Consider the following 17,167-nt stretch of genomic DNA (forward strand, 5'->3'; position numbering starts at 1 on the left):
TCGGGCGGCGACCCACCCCTACAAGCGGCTCAACCCCGCCGTCGCGAACAGTACGTCCCTGATCGCCTCCCGGTCACCCACCTGCCCCACCGCGGCCTCCTCCGGCGACACCCGGCCGGCGGCCAACCGGCAGAACTCCACGCCGTCCAGCGCCACATGGGCCACTTCCAGGTCCGCGGAGGCCACCGCCGCGGGCGAGTCCAAGGGGATCAGCCACTCGCCGCCCGCCGCGCCCTCGATCTCCAGCCGCAGGCTGCGGCCGGGCTCGCCGGCGAGGCCGAGGTGGCGGCCGCGGGCCGGTGAGGCCAGCCCGGCCTGCCGGCGTCTCGCCAGCGCGACGGGCAGCGTCCGGGCGGCGAGGTCGATCATCTTGTTCAGATGGCGCGGCGCGGGCGGCTGGTACGGGTAGTCCACCGCCTCCGCGATGTCCTCGGCGTGCACCCAGCACTCGAAGGCCCGGTCCAGCATCGCGTCGTGCAGCGGCAGCTCGAAGTCGCCGTACGACACGGCCAGTCCGCCCGCGTGCCCGCCGGTGAAGGACACCGTCCGCACCAGGTCGTGGCTCTGCTCCCGCCAGGGCCCCCGCACCGAGCGGGTCGGCGGGAAGTGGGAGTTGCGCCAGAACGCCTCGGTGCGGGCCTCCGGGCCCACCGCGTCCTGCGCGGCCGCCTCGGCGACCTCCGCCAGCGGGTCCTCTAGGCCGAGCGCCAGCGCGACCAGCCCGTCCACGGACAGCAGGTGAGCGATCACCCCCGCCACGGTCGTACGGCGGCTCTTCGCCGCGTCGGCCTCGAACCACCGCAGCCGCACCGGCGCATGCCACTCCGCGTCCCCGAAGTCCTGCAGCAGGGCGTCCAGGCGCGCGGTCTCGGCGTCGTACGGCGCTGCCCACCCGGGGAGCGGGATGCGCGGCGGCCGGCGTTCCAGGCAGCCCTCCAGGACCCGGGTGCGCAGGCCGGGGTCCAGGTCGAGGCTCTCCGGCTGGTGCAGCAGGTCGACCGCCTCGCGCAGCCGGCGGGCCTCGTCGGCGCAGCTTCCGCAGGAGCCGAGGTGGTCCTCGACGGCGGCCGTCTCCGCTGCCGAGCAGGCGGCCAGCGCCCAGGCGCCGAGGAGCGATTTCAGGACGTCGTGCGGCAGGTCGAGCGGCACGGGCGGGAGGTCCCCCGGATCGGCGGGGCCGGGCAGCGGTCGCCCGCTGTCCTCGACGGAGGCGCGGGGCGTCGGTATGCGCGCCGGCCGGTCCGGCTCGGGTCCGCCGGCCCGGCGCGGGTCCTGCCCCGAGCCGCCGCCGGCGCCCTCGCCGGTGTGGCCGCTGTCACTCCGGCCGCTGTCACTCCGGCCGCTGTCACCCGGGCCGCCGTCGCCCTCGTACGGCCGGCCCTCGCGCCGCTCCTCGTCCCCCGGCCCCTCGTGCTCGTCGGCTGCCCCGAAACCGCCCGCTCCGCTCACACCGCACCCCCGGATCCCGGCGGGGTCCCGGCGTCATGGGCGGTGGAGAGCAGTTGGAGGCCGAGGCGGAGCCGGCGGCGGGCCTCGTCCTCGGTGACGCCGAGGTCGACGGCGGTCTGGCGGTAGTCGCGGCGCTGGAAGTAGGCCAGGTCGAGGGCGGCGCGCAGCGGGGCCGGCATGGAGTGGACGATGTAGTCGGCGCGGGCGGCGACCGAGGCGCGGCGCACCTTGCGCTCCAGTTCCGCCAGGGAGCCGCCGCCCCGCGGCAGCGCGGCGGTCTCGCTGTCGCGCAGCCGCTGCACGGCGAACCGGTTGGTCACGTCGGCGATCCAGGTGCGCAGCGGGCCCTTCTTGGGGTCGTAGGTCTCGGGGTGCTCCCAGAGGTGGGCGAAGACCTCGCGGGTGAGGGTGTCGGCCGCCCTCTCGTCGCCGAGGACGCGGTGGGCGAGGCCGTGCACGAGCGAGGCGAAGCGGTCGTACAGTTCGCCCAGGGCGGCCGCCTCACCACGGGCGAGCCGCTGCTGCATCTTGCGGTCCCAGCGGGGCGGAGCGTCCCTCGTGGCCATGCGGTCCCCTCCCCTCACCCGTGTCCGGTCGGTCCAGCCTGTCTGCGGCGTCTTCCCGAATGTAGTCGGCACGTCCGACAGTGCACGCCCCTTTGTGTCAATGCGCGCCCCTGGAAGGGCTGCAGGTGATAGTGCCCCCTTCACATAAACTTCACACAAGATGTGTGCATGTCTGATCGAACAGGATCGGTAGTGACCGAAACAAGCCCCTTGTCGATCACGCCCAGTTTGTGGCCCGACGTTTCAGGGAACGGCCGCTGGGCAGCCGCGCGGAAGCAAGCGTAGGAACTGCTTCCGTTTCCGGGCGGTTCCGGAACTTCCGGCGAGCGGAGGGGCAGGGACGTGGCATTCAAGGTGACCAGCGCCGAGCAGGGCGAGTGGGCCGTGCTCCGGGTGTCCGGGGAACTGGACCTGATGACCTCGCCGGTTTTGCGTCAACGTGTGCACGACGTCGTCGCCGAGGGGCACCACAGCCTCGTCGTGGACCTCTCCGACGTGTTCTTCTGCGACTCCAGCGGGGTCGGCGTCCTCGTCGCCGCCCGCCGGCTGATCCGCTCCTGTCAGGGCCGGCTCCGGCTCATCCTGCCCGACCGGGGGGCCGACGACGGCTCGCACGTCAACCGCGTCCTCGGCGCGCTCGGCGTCCGCCGGCTCTTCGACGTACGGCCCGACATCGAGGCCGCGACGACGGACGAGGCGGGCCCGCTCTCCGCCTGACGCGCCGCCGCGCCGCCCTGCTCCCTTGCGACACGGCCACACTGTTGTCGCAGAATTCCCCCGGTCTTGGCACAACCGCCGGGTTGCCGCCGTCCGGCGGCCACCCGCGTCATACGCTCCTGCCAGGTCGCTCACGCGCCCGTGGGACGACCCGAACGACGCACACGTAAGGCGGCCCGAACAGACATGGTCAGCACCGACTACGAGCGCAGGATCGCAGCCCGGTTCGCCACCTTCGACCAGGACGGCAACGGCTGGATCGACCGCGAGGACTTCAACGCGGCGGCCAAGGCACTCCTCGCCGAGTTCGCCGTGACCGCACGCTCCGACAAGGGGCAGGCGCTGTACGCCGGCGCGGAGGCCTTCTGGCAGGGCATGGCCGGCATCGCGGACCGGGACGGCGATCAGCGCATCACCCGCGAGGAGTTCGTCACCGGCGCGGTCAAGCGCCTGCGCGACAACCCCGAACGCTTCGCCGAGATCGCCCGGCCCTTCCTGCACGCGGCGCTGGCCGTCGCGGACGGCGACGGGGACGGCCTCGCCACGGTCGCGGACACCGTACGCGTGCTGCGGGTGTTCCACGTGCCGGAGGAGCTCGCCGGGGCGACGGCCGCCGCGCTGGACACCGACGGCGACGGCAAGGTGGGCGAGCCGGACATCGTCCCGGCGATCGCGCGCTACTTCACCATCCCGGAACAGGCACCGGAGCGGACCGGGAAAAGGGGTTGAAGGGAAGACGATCAAGCCGGTAGGTTCCAGTCGACCGTGACACCGCCCGAGGAGGTGAGACCCATGAACGCTGTATCGACGTGGGTGCTCCCCCTTCCCGTCACGGCCGGCGACTGACGCAGGTGTCGCCGGGAGCGCCTCGACCACAAGGCACTCCCGAAAGGCAACACCCATGTACTCACTTCGGTTCACCGCAGAGTCCTCGTCGAACGGCATGGTCGAACGCGACTTCACCGTGGGCGACGTCCCCGGCGTCCTGTGGTCGCCGGCCTCCGGCACCGGTCGCGCTCCCCTGGTCCTGATGGGACACGGCGGCGGCAACCACAAGAAGCATCCGGCGATGGCCGGCCGTGCCAGGCTCCTCGTGACCGGGTGCGGCTTCCACGTCGCGGTCGTCGACGCCCCCGGTCACGGCGACCGGCCGCGCACGGCGCACGACGAGCAGGAGATCGCCGCCCTGTTCGCGGCGAGGGCGGCGGGCGAGCCGGAAGGCCCGATCGTCGTCCGCTACAACGCCCACCTGGCGGAGCTGGCCGTGCCCGAGTATCACGCGACCCTGGACGCCCTCCAGGAACTCCCGGAGATCGGCACCGACGGGCCGGTCGGCTACTGGGGCATCAACATGGGTACGGCGATCGGTGTGCCGTTCGTGGCGGCCGAGCCCAGGATCACCGCCGCGGTCTTCGGCCAGCACTGGCCCGACGTCCTGGCCGAGCAGGCGAGGCGGATCACCATCCCGATCGAGTTCGACCTGCAGTGGGACGACGAGCACATCTCGCGCGAGGAAGGCCTGGCACTCTTCGACGCCTTCGCCTCGAAGGAGAAGTCCCTGCACGTGAACTCGGGCAGACACAAGGAACTGCCCAGGTTCGAGGCGGACAGCGCGGTCCGCTTCTTCGCCCGGCACCTCGTCCCGGCCTAAGGGGCGGCTCGGGAAAACCTCTCCCGGAGCTTGTACTTCAGTACTTTGCGCAGGGTGTCGTTCCGCGGCAGCGCCTGCACCACCTCGAGCCGTTCCGGCAGCTTGTGGACGGACAGGCCCGCCGAGCGCAGGTACGAGACGACCTCCGGCAAGGTCAACTCGGCCGCGCCCGGCGGCTGTTCCACGACCGCGCAGACCAGCTCCCCCCGTTCCGCGTCCGGCAGCCCGATCACCGCGACGTCCCCGACCGACGGGTGGGCGGCGAGGAGGTCCTCGATCTCCCTGGCCGAGATGTTCTCGCCCTTGCGGATGATCACGTCCTTCAGGCGGCCGGTGAGCACGAGGTGGCCGGAGTCCGTCACACGGCCCAGGTCGCCGGTGCGCAGGAAGCCGTCGGGGTCGAAGGCGGCGGCCGTCTGGGCGGGGTCCAGATAGCCCTGGCAGACGGCCTCGCCGCGGAGTCTGATCTCGCCGTCCACGATCCGGATCTCCATGCCCGCCGGCGGGCGGCCCTCGGTCGTGGCCAGGTTCTCCGGAGTGTCCCGGGGGTCGCCCATGGTGATCATCGGGACCTCGGTCATGCCGTAGCCGTGGGCGAGCTGGACGCCCATCTCGCGGACCACGCTGTGGTGGAGCTCGGCAGGCCTGGGCGCGCCGCCGCCCGCGAGCAGGCGCAGGCTCGGGATCAGCCTCTCGTGCGGCCGCTTGCGCTGCTCGGCGAGGAACAGGGAGTAGAAGGCCGTGGAGCCGCCGGCCACCGTCACACCGTGCCGCCGGTACTCGGTCAGCGCGTCCGGCAGCGCGAAGTGCTCGAACATCACCGCCGGGAAGCCGTACAGCAGGAGCATCACCAGGTAGTCCGGGCCGCCTATGTGGGCGTACGGGAAGGCGATCGAGCCGACGTCGTCCGGAGTCAGGCGCAGGGCGTGGGCGAGGCAGGAGCCGCCGGCGAGCAGCGAGCGGTCGGTGTGCAGCACGCCCTTGGGGTCGGAAGTGGTGCCGGAGGTCCAGTAGATCCAGCGGACCGAGGTGCCCTCGGCGGGCGGGGCGGGCAGCGTCGACGGGTCGCCCTCGGGCAGATCGCCGTACGCCTCGAAGATTCCCTTGGCGCCGAGCCGCCGCGCCATCTCCGTGTGGTCGTGACCGCGCCACACGCCCGGGACGGCGAAGAACTCCGCCCTCGACTCGCGGAGCGCGAAGCCGACCTCACGGTGCCGGTAGAAGGGGATCACCGGGGACTGGACGGCGCCCAGGCGGGCCAGGGCGAAGGACAGCAGGGCGGTCTCGATCCGGGTGGGCAGCTGCCAGGCGACCACCGTGCCGGGGCGTACGCCCATGCCGTACAGGCCGGCCGCCACCCGCTCGGCACGCCCGTGCAGCTCGCCGAAGGTGAGCGTGCGGTCCTGCTGGAGCAGCACCGGGCGGTCGGGCGTCAGGGCGGCGCGCCGGGCGACCAGGTCCCACAGGGTGCGGGCGGAGCTCAGGGCGTGCGGTGTCTCGTTCACGTGTGCCCCCTGACCGACTTGGCTGACGAACCGTCAGGTGCCATGCTATCTGACGGGTCATCAGATAAGTACTGTCCGGACGAACCGTCCCGGTGGAGCGGAACGCGGAGGGGAAACCATGACCGAACTGCCCCGCATCATCAGCGTCGACGACCATGTGATCGAGCCCGCCCACCTCTTCGAGACCTGGCTGCCGTCCCGGTACCGGGACCGCGGCCCCAAGCCGCTGACCGCCGGGATCGGGGAACTCGCCTACGTCGGCGGCAAGTACCGGATCACCATGGACCCGGCCGGCCAGCAGACCGACTGGTGGATCTACGAGGACCTCAAGTTCCCCTACAAGCGCAACATCGCCGCCGTCGGCTTCGACCGGGACGAGATGACGCTGGAGGGGATCACCCGGGAGCAGATGCGGCGCGGGTGCTGGGACCCGAAGGCGCGCCTCGCGGACATGGACCTCAACCATGTCGAGGCCAGCCTCTGCTTCCCGACCTTCCCCCGCTTCTGCGGGCAGACCTTCGCCGAGGCGCACGACAAGGAGGTCGCCCTCGCCTGTGTGCGCGCCTACAACGACTGGATGGTGGAGGAGTGGTGCGGGGACAGCGGCGGCCGGCTGATCCCCCTGTGCCTGATCCCGCTGTGGGACGTCGGACTGGCGGTCGCGGAGATCCGCCGGAACGCGGCGCGCGGGGTCCGCGCGGTGACCTTCTCCGAGATCCCCACCCACCTCGGGCTGCCGTCCATCCACTCCGGTTACTGGGACCCGTTCTTCGCCGTCTGCCAGGAGACCGGCACGGTCGTCAACATGCACATCGGCAGCAGCTCGCAGATGCCGGCCGCCTCGCCCGACGCCCCGCCCGCCGTCCAGGCGTCGCTGAGCTTCAACAACGCGATGGCGTCGATGATGGACTACCTCTTCAGCGGGGTCCTGGTGAAGTTCCCGCAGCTCAAACTCGCCTACTCCGAGGGACAGATGGGCTGGATCCCGTACGCCCTGGAGCGCGCCGACGACGTGTGGGAGGAGCACCGCGCCTGGGGCGGGGTCCGGGACCTGATCCCCGAGCCGCCGTCGACGTACTACTACCGGCAGATCTTCTGCTGCTTCTTCCGCGACAAGCACGGCGTCGCCTCGCTGGACGTAGTGGGCAGGGACAACGCCACCTTCGAGACCGACTACCCGCACGTCGACTCGACCTTCCCGCACACCAAGGAGGTCGCCCTGGACCATGTGAAGGGCCTGGACGACGAGACGGTGTACAAGCTGATGCGCGGCAACGCCATCCGCATGCTCGACCTGGACCTCGACAAGTGATGGACCTCTCCTGCACACCGGAAGAGGAGGAGTTCCGGTCCCGGCTGCGTGAATGGCTGGCCAAGGTGCTGCCGGCACTGCCACCGAAGCCGTCCCCGGACGACTGGCCCGCCCGCAGGGCGTACGACCTGGGCTGGCAGCGGATGCTGTACGACGCCGGGTACGCCGACATCCACTGGGACGCCTCGCCGACCACCCGGCTGATCTTCCTGGAGGAGACGGAGAAGGCGGGCGCGCCCTATGTGGGGGCGGGTTTCGTCGGGCTGCTGCACGCCGGACCGACCATCGCCGCCGAGGGCACTCCTGAGCAGCGGGCGCACTGGCTGCCGCCGATCCTGCGCGGCGAGGAGGTGTGGTGCCAGGGGTTCAGCGAACCGGGCGCCGGCTCGGATCTGGCGTCGCTGCGCACGCGCGCGTGGCGCGACGGCGACGACTACGTGGTCACCGGGTCCAAGATCTGGACCTCCCACGCCGAGGTCGCCGACTGGTGCGAACTGCTGGTCCGCACCGACCCGGACGCGCCGAAGCACCGGGGCATCACCTGGCTCGCGATGCCCATGTCCGCGGACGGCATCACCGTACGGCCCCTGCGCACGCTCGCCGGCTCGGCCGAGTTCGCCGAGGTCTTCCTCGACGAGGTACGCGTGCCGGTGGCCAACCGGGTCGGGGCGGAGAACGACGGCTGGCGCGTGACCATGGTGACCCTGTCCTTCGAGCGCGGCACGGCGTTCGTCGGCGAGGTGGTGGCCTGCCGCCGCGTCCTGGCCGAGCTGGCGGCCGAGGCGCGCCGAAGCGGCCGCTGGGACGATCCCGTCCTGCGCCGCCGGCTCGGCCGCCTGGACGCCGAGTTCCGGGCGCTGTGGCGGCTGACCCAGTGGAACGTGAGCGAGGCGGAGGCGAGCGGCGGGGTGCCCGGCGTCGGCGGCTCGGTCTTCAAGCTCCGCTACTCGCACGCCCGCCAGGAGCTGTACGACACCGCGGCCGACGTACTCGGCCCGACCGGCCTGGACCTGGACCGGCCGTGGGTCCTCGACCGCCTGTCCTCCCTGTCGTACACCATCGCGGCCGGTACCTCACAGATCCAGCGCAACATCGTGGCCGAGCGGATCCTGGGCCTGCCGAAGGGGAGATGAGGGGTGCGCTTCCAACTCACCGATGACCAGTGCGCGTTGAAGGCGGGCGTACGGGAGCTGCTGGACCGGCGGTTCGGGCGGGAGGCGTTGCGGGCGGCCGTCGACGCGCCGGGACGGCTCGACCGGGAGCTGTGGCGGGCGCTCGGTGACGCCGGGTTCTTCGCCCTGCGCCTGCCGGAGGCGGACGGCGGGGTCGGGCTCGGGCTGCCGGAGGCGGTGCTCGTCTTCGAGGAGGCGGGACGCGCCCTGCTGCCCGGACCGCTCGTGGCCACCCACCTCGCGGCGGGAACCGTCCCGGGAGCGGCCACCGGGGAGACGGTGGTGGCGGCCGTGGACGGGGAACTGGTGGAGTGGCTGGAGGCCGCGGACGTGGTGCGGGGTGAGGCGCGCGGCGCCGAACCCCTGAGGTCCGTCGACCCACTGACCCCGCTGCACCGGGTCTCCCCGGCCGTGGGCACGGATACGGCCGACCCCGTGGCCGCCCTCCTCACCGCCGCCGAGCAGCTCGGCACCGCTGGGCGTGTGCAGGAGATGGCAGTGCAACACGCCCGGACCCGGGAGCAGTTCGGGCAGCCGGTCGGTGCCTTCCAGGCGGTCAAGCATCTGTGCGCGGACCTGCTGGTGCGCACCGAGACCGCGCGCGTCGCCGTCTACGCCGCCGCCGTCACCGGCGACCGGGCCGACATCGCCGCCGCCCGGCTGCTCGCCGACGAGGCCGCCGTACGCGGGGCCGGGGACTGCCTGCAGGTGCACGGCGGCATGGGGTTCACCTGGGAGGCCGATGTGCACCTGCATCTGAAGCGGGCCTGGGTGCGGGCACGGCGTGCCGGCGGCGGCACGGAGAGTGAGGAACTGCTCGCCGCCCGGCTGGCGGTCTGAGGAGGCGCACCCGGCCTGGACAGCGGGAGCGGGAAAGCCTTGGCCTAGGATGTCGCGGATTGTGGCACGCCGGTATCACGGAGCGTCGATACCTGGTTGTGTCCTTCAAGGGGCTCGTCACGGCCCGGAGTCGGCCGTCCCCTCCGGTACCTTGTGTGGGATGCGAGTGGCTGCGAGCACGAGCCGGTCCTGCGGTGCCCCTGGGGCGGCACCGGGTCGCGCGGTGCGCGGCGCTGCTCGCGTGGCGACAACGGCCTCGGCCTACGCCTGTTCGACTCCCCGGCACGAGCGTCGCACAGTATGCCGTACGCGTACTCCTTCGCGCTGGAATATGCCCGAAGCGCTTGTTGGGGTGACTGTACGTCAACCATGCTGGTTTCCAAGGGAGTCACATTCCGTGACCCTTGCTCGGGCCGTTGTTCTGGCCATGCAGAAAATGGCTACGATCGTGGCCCTCGTGATCGTCGTCGCGGCCGCGGTGGCCGTGACGCCCGGGTGGCGTGGGGTCATGTGTCCGCCGGTTCGGATGGTGTGAGCGGTGCAGGTGCTTCAAGTGCAGCTGGAGATCCGGCCCGACCCCACGGAGGTGGGTCGGGCGAGGAGGTGGGCCCGCTCTCGGCTCGCCGGGCTCGGGATAGCGGCCGACGAGCCGCTGGCCGAGACCCTGATCCTGCTCGTCTCCGAGCTGGTGACCAACGCGGTCGTGCACACCGGCCACGCGGCGGTGCTCCGGCTCTCCCTGCCGAGTACGGCGGCCGACCTGCCGGGTGCGGCAGCCGACCTGCCGGGTGCGGCGGCCGACCTGCCGAGTACGGCGGCCGAGCCGCCGGACACGCCGTGCGCGACGGCCGAGCCCGCCGGGACCGCCGAGGCGCCACCGGCACCCGCGGCCGCCACCGTGCGCGTCGAGGTCGCCGACAGCAGCTCCCGCGCCCCCGTGCCGCGTTGCGCCGGAGGTGACGCCACCGGCGGCCGTGGTCTGGCCCTGGTGGACTGCCTGGCCGATCGCTGGGGCTGGAGCCCGGAAGGCGCCGGCAAGAGCATCTGGTGCGAACTGGACCGGTGTTCACCGCCCAGGGAGAGCGCAGGGATGGCGTACGGGGGCGGGCTGTCCGCGTACGAGGGTCTCGCCTTCGAGGCGGTGTAGCGCCCGGCGTAGCGGTGCGCCGGGGGTGCATCCGTGCGCGGGTGCCGCGAACAGGGCGTACGTAACAAATCCCCGTCCCGGCGTTGACGACCCGTGACGGCCTGAACACGCTTGTGGGCGACGATTCGCCGCGAGGGGACGACGAGGGCATGGGTGACGGCGGTCCTCGTCGAGTGTGGGTCGCATCCGGTGGGCGGCGCGTGCGCGCGACGGTGGGGGAGGCGCGCCGCCTGGCCGGTACACGGTCGGACTCTAGAGAACGGCCACGGGTGCCACCGGTGTCCCCGTCGCGCCGACGAACGGCTCGGGCATCGCCGACAGCAGGAACGTGTACCGCCCCTCTTCTCCACAGGCTGTGGACAACTCTTCGAGATTCCAGTTCTGGCCCTGGAGCATCCCCATCTCCACCAGGTCCAGGGCGTGCACGGGCAGCCACAGATTCTCCGACTCGGGCGGAAATATCTCAAAAGTGAGCGTGTCGTTCGCGACCGCCGCCACATCGCGCGCGTGGAACCACTCCGGCGTACGCAGGGACAGCCCCGGCGACGGATAGCCGTAGGCGTGCCTGTCCCCGGCCAGGTACACCTGCACCTGCCCGGTGCGGACCAGCACGATGTCACCGGCCCGGACCCGGACCCCGCCGAACTCCTCGGCCCGCTCCAGATCCTCCGGTGTCACCGCGTGGCCCCCCGCCAGCCGGTCCACGCCACGCGCGCGTGCCACGTCCAGCAGCACCCCGCGCGAGATGATGTGCCGCGCCTTGTCGATCCCCGCGAACCCGGCACCGCCGTGCGCGGTGACCGTGTGCGCCGGGCGGCCGTTGTAGAGCTTCCCGGAGTGCGACACATGGGTCAGCGCGTCCCAGTGGGTGCCCGCCTGCAGGCCCATGGTCACCGCGTCGTCGCTGCACGCCACCGTGCCCGGCCCGAAGAGCTCCTGGTTGAGCTGGACCATGACGTGCAGCGGGTTCACCCGCCCCGGGATCACGCCCGTCTGCACCCCGTCCTGCCGCAGGGGCAGCGCGAGGGGGACGCGGCGGCCGGTGCGGACGCCGGCGGCGGCCTCGCGGACGACCTCGTCGGTGATCAGGTTGAGGGTGCCGATCTCGTCGTCCGTCCCCCAGCGCCCCCAGTTGTTCACGCGCCCCGCGATCTCGTGGAACTCCTCCGGCAGTGCCATCCGGTGCCTCCCCGGGGCTTGTGTCCGCGCATCCGACGCGCCATAGAATCTAACGGACCGTCAGAAACCGCGGGAAGGGGCCGGGCGTGGGGAACTTCTTGGCAGGAAAGGTCGTCGCCGTGACGGGCGCCGGGCGGGGCATCGGCCGGGCGGTCGCGCGGGCGGCTGCCGCCGAGGGGGCGAAGGTCGTCGTCAACGACTACGGCGTCTCCATGGACGGCACCGCGCCGACGAGCGAGGTCGCCGAGGCAGTCGTCAAGGAGATCGAGGCGGCGGGCGGCGAGGCGGTCGCGGTCGCCGACGACATCTCCACGATGGCGGGCGGGCAGCGGGTGGTCGACGTGGCGCTGGCCTCGTACGGCCGGCTCGACGGGGTCGTGTGCGTGGCCGGGATCCTGCGCGAGCGGATGCTGTTCAACATGACCGAGGAGGAGTGGGACCCCGTGCTCGCCACCCACCTCAAGGGCACGTTCACCGTCTTCCGGGCGGCGTCCGCGGTGATGCGCAGGCAGCGCTCCGGCACGCTGATCGGCTTCACCAGCGGCAACCACCAGGGCTCGGTGTCCCAGGCCAACTACAGCGCGGCGAAGGGCGGGATCATCTCGCTCGTGCGCAGCGCGGCGCTCGGGCTGCACAAGTACGGGGTGACCGCGAACGCGGTGGCGCCGGTGGCCCGCACGCGGATGTCGGCAAACGTTCCCATGGAGCTGACGGAGATCGGCGAGCCGGAGGACGTGGCCGCGCTGGTGGTGTACCTGCTGTCCGACGGGGCTGCCGCGCAGGGCGTCACCGGGCAGGTGTACACCGTCGCGGGGCCGAAGATCGCGGTGTGGGCACAACCCCGTGAGCTGCGCTCGGCGTATGCCTTTGGCGGCTGGACGCCGGAAAGGATCGCGGAGATTCTTCCGGGGTCTGTGGGGGTGGATCCGATGCCGATGCTGTCCCAGCTATTGGCGATGGAGTCTGCGGCGCGTTCTGGGACTCGGCCGAACGCCCAATAGCTCGGGGCGCGTCAACCTAAGGCGGTCTTCAATGGATTTCGGGTTCAGCCAAGAGGACGACACGTTTCGTGCGGAGGCCCGTGACTGGCTCGCAGTCAACGTCACCCCCACTGCAGACCGCCGTGCCTGGGAACGCACCCTCGGTGCCGCCGGCTGGATCGGGCTCGGCTGGCCGGAGTCGGGTTACGGCAACCGTACGGCCACGCTCACGCAGCAGGTTGTCTGGGCCGAGGAGTATGCCCGGTCGCCCGCGCCTCCGCGCTCGGGGCACATCGGGGAGAACCTGCTCGCGCCCACGCTCATCGCTCACGGCAGCGAGGAGCAGAAGTCCCGCTTCCTGCCGCCGGTCGCGGCCGGCGAGGAGCTGTGGTGCCAGGGGTACAGCGAGCCCGGCGCGGGGTCGGACCTGGCCGGGGTGCGCACGTCGGCGGTCCGTGAAGGGGACCGTTACCGGATCAGCGGGCAGAAGATCTGGACCTCGCTCGCCCATGAGGCCGACTGGTGTTTCGTACTGGCCCGTACCGACCCGGAGTCCAGGCGCCACCACGGGCTCAGCTTTCTGCTCGTTCCCATGGACCAGCCCGGCCGCATCGAGGTCCGTCCCATCCGGCAGATGACCGGGACCAGCGACTTCAACGAGGTCTTCTTCGACGGGGCGCACGCGCGCGTGGAGCACGTGGTGGGAGGGGAGGGGCGCGGCTGGGCCGCGGCGATGAGCCTGCTCGGGTTCGAGCGAGGGGTGTCCACCCTTGCCCAACAGATCGGGTTCGCCGAGGAGTTGGCCGACGTGGTGCGGACCGCCGTGGAGACGGGAGCGGCGGCGGACCCTGTCGTACGGTCGCGGCTCGTGCGGCAGTGGGCCGAGCTGCGGACCATGCGCCGGCACGCCCTGCGCACCCTCGGCGGCTCGGCCGGCCCCGGCGCGCCCAGCGTGGCCAAGCTGCTGTGGGCCGGCTGGCACCAGCGGCTCGGGGAGCTGGCGATGCAGGTCAGGGGGGCGGCGGCCGCCGTCGGACCGGTGGACTGGTCGGCTACGGCGCCGTACGAATTCGGCGCCGACCAGCACCTGTTCCTCTTCTCCCGGGCCGACACCATCTACGGCGGCTCGGACCAGGTCCAGCGCACGATCATCGCCGAGCGCGTGCTCGGTCTGCCCAGAGAGCCCAAGGGGGCCGTGTGATGCGTGGAGTGGTGTTCGACGGCACGCAGGTGCAGGTGGTCGACGATCTCGCGGTGCGGGAGCCGGGGGCCGGAGAGGTGCTGGTGGCGATCGCGGCGGCCGGGCTGTGCCACAGCGATCTGTCCGTGGTGGACGGCACCATTCCGTTCCCCGTGCCGGTGGTGCTGGGCCATGAGGGGGCCGGGGTGGTCGAAGCGGTCGGTGCGGGCGTCACCCATGTGGCGCCCGGCGACCATGTGGCGCTGTCCACGCTCGCCAACTGCGGCATGTGCGCGGAGTGCGACCGGGGTCGGCCGACGATGTGCCGGCAGGCCATCGGGCGCCCGGGGAAGCCGTTCACGCGGGGTGCGGGTCCGGTGCACCAGTTCGCCTCCAACTCGGCCTTCGCCGAGCGCACGGTCGTCAAGGCCGTGCAGGCGGTGCGGATCCCCGAGGACATCCCGCTGGAGTCCGCCGCGCTGATCGGATGCGGGGTGCTCACGGGGGTGGGCGCCGTGCTGAACCGGGCCCGGGTGGACCGGGGGGACAGCGTCGTCGTCATCGGCACCGGCGGGATCGGGCTGAACGTGCTCCAGGGCGCGCGGCTCGCGGGGGCGCTCAGGATCGTCGCCGTGGACGCCAACCCGGACAAGGAGGAGGTGGCCCGGCGGTTCGGCGCGACCGACTTCCTGACCTCCACGGAGGGCGTGCGGGACATCCTGCCCACGGGCGCCGACCACGCCTTCGAGTGCGTCGGCCGGGTGGAGCTGATCCGGCAGGCGATCGACCTCCTCGACCGGCACGGCCAGGCCGTCCTCCTCGGCGTGCCGCCCGCCACCGCCGAGGCGTCCTTCCTGGTCTCCTCCCTCTACCTGGACAAGTCCGTCCTGGGCTGCCGCTACGGCTCCTCCCGCCCTCAGCGCGACATCGCCCTGTACGCCGACCTGTACCGCCAGGGCCGCCTGCTGCTGGACGAGTTGGTGACGGCGGTCTACCCGGTGGAGGACTTCGCCAAGGCCCGCGCGGACGCGGAGGCGGGGCGGGTGGCGCGGGCGGTGCTCACGTTCTGACGCCTGCCCGGAAGGTGCGGCGGTAGGCGGTCGGCGTCACCCCGAGCGCCTGCTGGAGGTGCTGGCGCATCGACTGGGCGGTGCCGAAGCCCGCCTCGTGGGCCACCTGGTCGATGGACAGGTCGGTGGTCTCCAGCAGATGGCGGGCGCGTTCGACGCGCTGCTGGGTGAGCCACTGGCCGGGGCTGATCCCGACCTCCTCGCGGAAGCGGCGGGTGAAGGTGCGCACCGACATGGCCTCCCGCTCGGCCATGTCCCGCAGCTGGATCGGCTCGTGGAGGCGGCCGAGCGCCCAGGCGCGGGCGGCTCTCGTCGTGGCCAGCTGCGGGTCCGGGACCGGGCGGTGGATGTACTGGGCCTGGCCGCCGTCCCGGTGCGGCGGTACGACCGTGACCCGGGCGACCTCGTTGGCGACCGCCGTACCGAAGTCGCGGCGCACCATGTGCAGGCACAGGTCGATCCCGGCGGCCACCCCGGCCGAGGTGAGCACGTCGCCGTCGTCGATGAACAGCACGTCCGCGTCCACCCTGATCTTCGGGAACATCCGCTGGAAGCGCTCGGCGTCCCGCCAGTGCGTGGTCGCCGGGCGGCCGTCGAGGTGTCCGGCGGCGGCGAGGACGTAGACGCCGGTGCAGATGGAGGCGAGCCGGGTGCCGGGGCGGATCCGGGCGAGGGCGGCGGACAGCTCGTCGGTGAGCCGGCCCTCCTCGAAGACCGGGCCGAGCTCGTACGACGCCGGGACGATCACCGTGTCGGCGCCGGCCAGCGCCTCCGGGCCGTTCGGGACGTGCACGGCGAAGTCGGCGTCGGTCTCGACCGGGCCGGGCGGCCGTACCGAGCAGGTCACCACCTCGTACAGGTGCCGGCCCTGCTCGTCCTTCGGGCGGCCGAAGATGCGGTGCGGGATGCCCAGCTCGAAGGGGAGCAGCCCGTCGAGGGCGAGCACGACGACCCGGTGCGGACGGAAGGCGTCAGTGTCAGCGGCCATGGCCCGATCCTAGCGAACACTGACTCTCGGGCCACTCGATGTGTGCTCATGGAAAAAGCACGCTGGATGACGTGACTCAGACAAGCCCAGCCGCAGCCCCCGTCCAGGCCGCCCCGCCCGCCCGGCGCCGCCGTGTGCACCGGGCGTGGTTCGTCGCCGCCGTCACCTTCGTCACGATCATCGGCGCGGCCGCCTTCCGTTCCCTGCCCGGCCTGCTCATCGACCCGCTGCACCAGGAGTTCGGCTGGTCGCGCGGCACGATCGGCGCGGCCGTCTCCATCAACCTCGCGCTCTACGGCCTCACCGCCCCCTTCGCCGCCGCGCTGATGGACCGCTTCGGCATCCGCCGGGTGGTCGCCGGCGCGCTGACCGTGATCGCGGCCGGCTCGGGCCTGACCGTGTGGATGACGGCGGCCTGGCAACTGTGGCTGTGCTGGGGCCTGCTGGTGGGTCTGGGCTCCGGATCGATGGCCCTCGCCTTCGCCGCGACGGTCACCAACCGGTGGTTCACCGAGCGGCGCGGACTGGTCAGCGGCATCCTCACCGCCGCGTCCGCCTCCGGCCAGCTGATCTTCCTGCCGGTGCTGTCCTGGCTGACCGAACACCACGGCTGGCGCCCGGCCGCCGTCACGGTCGCCCTGGCGGCGCTCGCCGTCGTCCCCTTCGTCTGGATCCTGCTGCGCGACCACCCGGCCGACGTCGGCCAGAAGCCCTACGGCGCGCGCGAGTTCGTGCCCAAGCCGCCGCCGGTGACCGGTGCCGCCCGCCGCACGCTGAAGGTGCTCTCGACCTCCGTCCGCACGGGCACCTTCTGGCTGCTCGCCGGCACCTTCGCGATCTGCGGCGCCTCCACCAACGGCCTGATCCAGACCCACTTCGTGCCCGCCGAGCACGACCACGGCATGCCGGTCACGACGGCGGCCTCGCTGCTCGCCGTCATCGGCGTGTTCGACGTGGCCGGCACGATCGCCTCCGGCTGGTTCACCGACCGCTTCGAACCGCGCCGCCTGCTCGCGGTGTACTACGCCCTGCGCGGCATCTCCCTCGTCTTCCTCCCGATGCTGCTGGGCCCGGCGGTCCACCCCCCGATGCTGTTCTTCATCGTCTTCTACGGCCTGGACTGGGTGGCCACCGTGCCGCCGACCCTCGCCCTGTGCCGCGAGAACTACGGCGAGGACAGCGCCATCGTCTTCGGCTGGGTGCTCGCCTCCCACCAGGTCGGCGCGGCCCTCGTCGCCTACCTCGGCGGCCTCGCCCGTGACGTCTTCGGCTCCTACGACCTCGTCTGGTACGCCTCCGGCACGCTGTGCGCGGCGGCGGCCCTGATGGCCCTGGTGATCCGCAGGACGCCGACGGCGGCACTGCCCGCAGTATCCTGAACCAGGTTTCAGGGGAAGTTGATGACACACGG

At 72.2% G+C, this 17,167-nt stretch carries 16 protein-coding genes; 11 read left to right on the forward strand and 5 right to left on the reverse strand.

Annotated features, from left to right (window positions below; genetic code table 11):
* Positions 1-18: 18 nt before the first annotated feature.
* Both FB563_RS16620 and FB563_RS16625 read right to left on the reverse strand, forming a co-directional pair.
* Positions 19-1,449: a zf-HC2 domain-containing protein gene (locus tag FB563_RS16620; protein WP_107100775.1), complete on the reverse strand. Its 1,431-nt coding sequence runs from the start codon at positions 1,447-1,449 to the stop codon at positions 19-21.
* The gene (locus tag FB563_RS16625) at positions 1,446-2,015 is read right to left on the reverse strand and encodes a sigma-70 family RNA polymerase sigma factor (RefSeq protein WP_055709797.1); all 570 of its coding nucleotides are present in this window, start codon (positions 2,013-2,015) and stop codon (positions 1,446-1,448) included. Before FB563_RS16625 ends, FB563_RS16620 begins: the two co-directional genes overlap by 4 nt.
* A 342-nt stretch (positions 2,016-2,357) precedes the next feature.
* Here FB563_RS16625 and FB563_RS16630 point away from each other — a divergent pair, with 342 nt between their 5' ends.
* The 3 genes from FB563_RS16630 to FB563_RS16640 all read left to right on the forward strand — a co-directional run bounded on the left by FB563_RS16630 (position 2,358) and on the right by FB563_RS16640 (position 4,383).
* On the forward strand, positions 2,358-2,732 hold the full coding sequence (locus tag FB563_RS16630) for an STAS domain-containing protein (RefSeq protein WP_055709796.1): 375 nt from the start codon (positions 2,358-2,360) through the stop codon (positions 2,730-2,732).
* Positions 2,733-2,918: 186 nt separating this feature from the next.
* Positions 2,919-3,461, forward strand: a complete 543-nt coding sequence (locus FB563_RS16635; protein ID WP_055709795.1) for an EF-hand domain-containing protein — start codon at positions 2,919-2,921, stop codon at positions 3,459-3,461.
* Between the two features lie 172 nt (positions 3,462-3,633).
* The gene (locus FB563_RS16640) at positions 3,634-4,383 is read left to right on the forward strand and encodes an alpha/beta hydrolase family protein (RefSeq protein WP_055709794.1); all 750 of its coding nucleotides are present in this window, start codon (positions 3,634-3,636) and stop codon (positions 4,381-4,383) included.
* Here the strand turns inward: FB563_RS16640 and FB563_RS16645 are convergent.
* On the reverse strand, positions 4,380-5,888 hold the full coding sequence (locus FB563_RS16645; protein WP_142218747.1) for a class I adenylate-forming enzyme family protein: 1,509 nt from the start codon (positions 5,886-5,888) through the stop codon (positions 4,380-4,382). The two genes, FB563_RS16640 and FB563_RS16645, sit on opposite strands and share 4 nt — an antisense overlap.
* 118 nt (positions 5,889-6,006) lie before the next feature.
* On the opposite strand from FB563_RS16645, the gene FB563_RS16650 reads away from it, so the two are divergent.
* From FB563_RS16650 to FB563_RS16670, 4 genes are all read left to right on the forward strand, one after another.
* Positions 6,007-7,200, forward strand: a complete 1,194-nt coding sequence (locus FB563_RS16650) for an amidohydrolase family protein (RefSeq protein WP_055709433.1) — start codon at positions 6,007-6,009, stop codon at positions 7,198-7,200.
* A complete protein-coding gene (locus FB563_RS16655) occupies positions 7,200-8,333 on the forward strand; it encodes an acyl-CoA dehydrogenase family protein (protein WP_055709432.1) in 1,134 nt (377 codons plus the stop codon). Before FB563_RS16650 ends, FB563_RS16655 begins: the two co-directional genes overlap by 1 nt.
* Before the next feature lie 3 nt (positions 8,334-8,336).
* A complete protein-coding gene (locus FB563_RS16660) occupies positions 8,337-9,212 on the forward strand; it encodes an acyl-CoA dehydrogenase family protein (protein ID WP_055709431.1) in 876 nt (291 codons plus the stop codon).
* A 553-nt stretch (positions 9,213-9,765) separates the two neighbouring features.
* Positions 9,766-10,359: an ATP-binding protein gene (locus FB563_RS16670; protein WP_055709430.1), complete on the forward strand. Its 594-nt coding sequence runs from the start codon at positions 9,766-9,768 to the stop codon at positions 10,357-10,359.
* Between the two features lie 252 nt (positions 10,360-10,611).
* On the opposite strand, the gene FB563_RS16675 is transcribed toward FB563_RS16670, so the two are convergent.
* Complete coding sequence (locus FB563_RS16675; protein ID WP_055709429.1) at positions 10,612-11,538, reverse strand: cyclase family protein; 927 nt, start codon at positions 11,536-11,538, stop codon at positions 10,612-10,614.
* 86 nt (positions 11,539-11,624) lie between these two features.
* Between FB563_RS16675 and FB563_RS16680 the strand changes: the two genes are divergently transcribed.
* From FB563_RS16680 to FB563_RS16690, 3 genes are read left to right on the forward strand one after another with little or no spacing between them, the layout of a single operon-like run.
* Positions 11,625-12,539, forward strand: coding sequence for an SDR family NAD(P)-dependent oxidoreductase (locus FB563_RS16680; protein ID WP_055709428.1), 915 nt, complete (start codon positions 11,625-11,627; stop codon positions 12,537-12,539).
* A 31-nt stretch (positions 12,540-12,570) separates the two neighbouring features.
* A complete protein-coding gene (locus FB563_RS16685; protein ID WP_055709427.1) occupies positions 12,571-13,719 on the forward strand; it encodes an acyl-CoA dehydrogenase family protein in 1,149 nt (382 codons plus the stop codon).
* The gene (locus tag FB563_RS16690) at positions 13,719-14,768 is read left to right on the forward strand and encodes a Zn-dependent alcohol dehydrogenase (protein ID WP_055709426.1); all 1,050 of its coding nucleotides are present in this window, start codon (positions 13,719-13,721) and stop codon (positions 14,766-14,768) included. The genes FB563_RS16685 and FB563_RS16690 overlap by 1 nt, the downstream gene beginning before the upstream one ends.
* On the opposite strand, the gene FB563_RS16695 is transcribed toward FB563_RS16690, so the two are convergent.
* Positions 14,758-15,756 carry a GlxA family transcriptional regulator gene (locus FB563_RS16695; RefSeq protein WP_055709425.1) on the reverse strand — a complete coding sequence of 333 codons (999 nt, stop codon included), beginning with the start codon at positions 15,754-15,756 and terminating at the stop codon, positions 14,758-14,760. The genes FB563_RS16690 and FB563_RS16695 overlap by 11 nt on opposite strands.
* Positions 15,757-15,827: 71 nt before the next feature.
* Between FB563_RS16695 and FB563_RS16700 the strand changes: the two genes are divergently transcribed.
* A complete protein-coding gene (locus FB563_RS16700) occupies positions 15,828-17,135 on the forward strand; it encodes an MFS transporter (RefSeq protein ID WP_199832988.1) in 1,308 nt (435 codons plus the stop codon).
* Positions 17,136-17,167: the final 32 nt, after the last annotated feature.

Origin of the sequence: Streptomyces puniciscabiei (assembly GCF_006715785.1) — a bacterium.
In the GTDB taxonomy this organism is placed as follows: domain Bacteria; phylum Actinomycetota; class Actinomycetes; order Streptomycetales; family Streptomycetaceae; genus Streptomyces; species Streptomyces puniciscabiei.

Bases quoted from the DNA above. Each gene is read 5' to 3' on its own strand.
- FB563_RS16640 (WP_055709794.1), top strand. From the start codon at position 3,634: ATGTACTCACTTCGGTTCACCGCAGAGTCCTCGTCGAACGGCATGGTC.
- FB563_RS16635 (WP_055709795.1), top strand. From the start codon at position 2,919: ATGGTCAGCACCGACTACGAGCGCAGGATCGCAGCCCGGTTCGCCACC.
- FB563_RS16625 (WP_055709797.1), bottom strand. From the start codon at position 2,015: ATGGCCACGAGGGACGCTCCGCCCCGCTGGGACCGCAAGATGCAGCAG.
- FB563_RS16675 (WP_055709429.1), bottom strand. From the start codon at position 11,538: ATGGCACTGCCGGAGGAGTTCCACGAGATCGCGGGGCGCGTGAACAAC.
- FB563_RS16655 (WP_055709432.1), top strand. From the start codon at position 7,200: ATGGACCTCTCCTGCACACCGGAAGAGGAGGAGTTCCGGTCCCGGCTG.
- FB563_RS16685 (WP_055709427.1), top strand. From the start codon at position 12,571: ATGGATTTCGGGTTCAGCCAAGAGGACGACACGTTTCGTGCGGAGGCC.
- FB563_RS16690 (WP_055709426.1), top strand. From the start codon at position 13,719: ATGCGTGGAGTGGTGTTCGACGGCACGCAGGTGCAGGTGGTCGACGAT.
- FB563_RS16695 (WP_055709425.1), bottom strand. From the start codon at position 15,756: ATGGCCGCTGACACTGACGCCTTCCGTCCGCACCGGGTCGTCGTGCTC.
- FB563_RS16650 (WP_055709433.1), top strand. From the start codon at position 6,007: ATGACCGAACTGCCCCGCATCATCAGCGTCGACGACCATGTGATCGAG.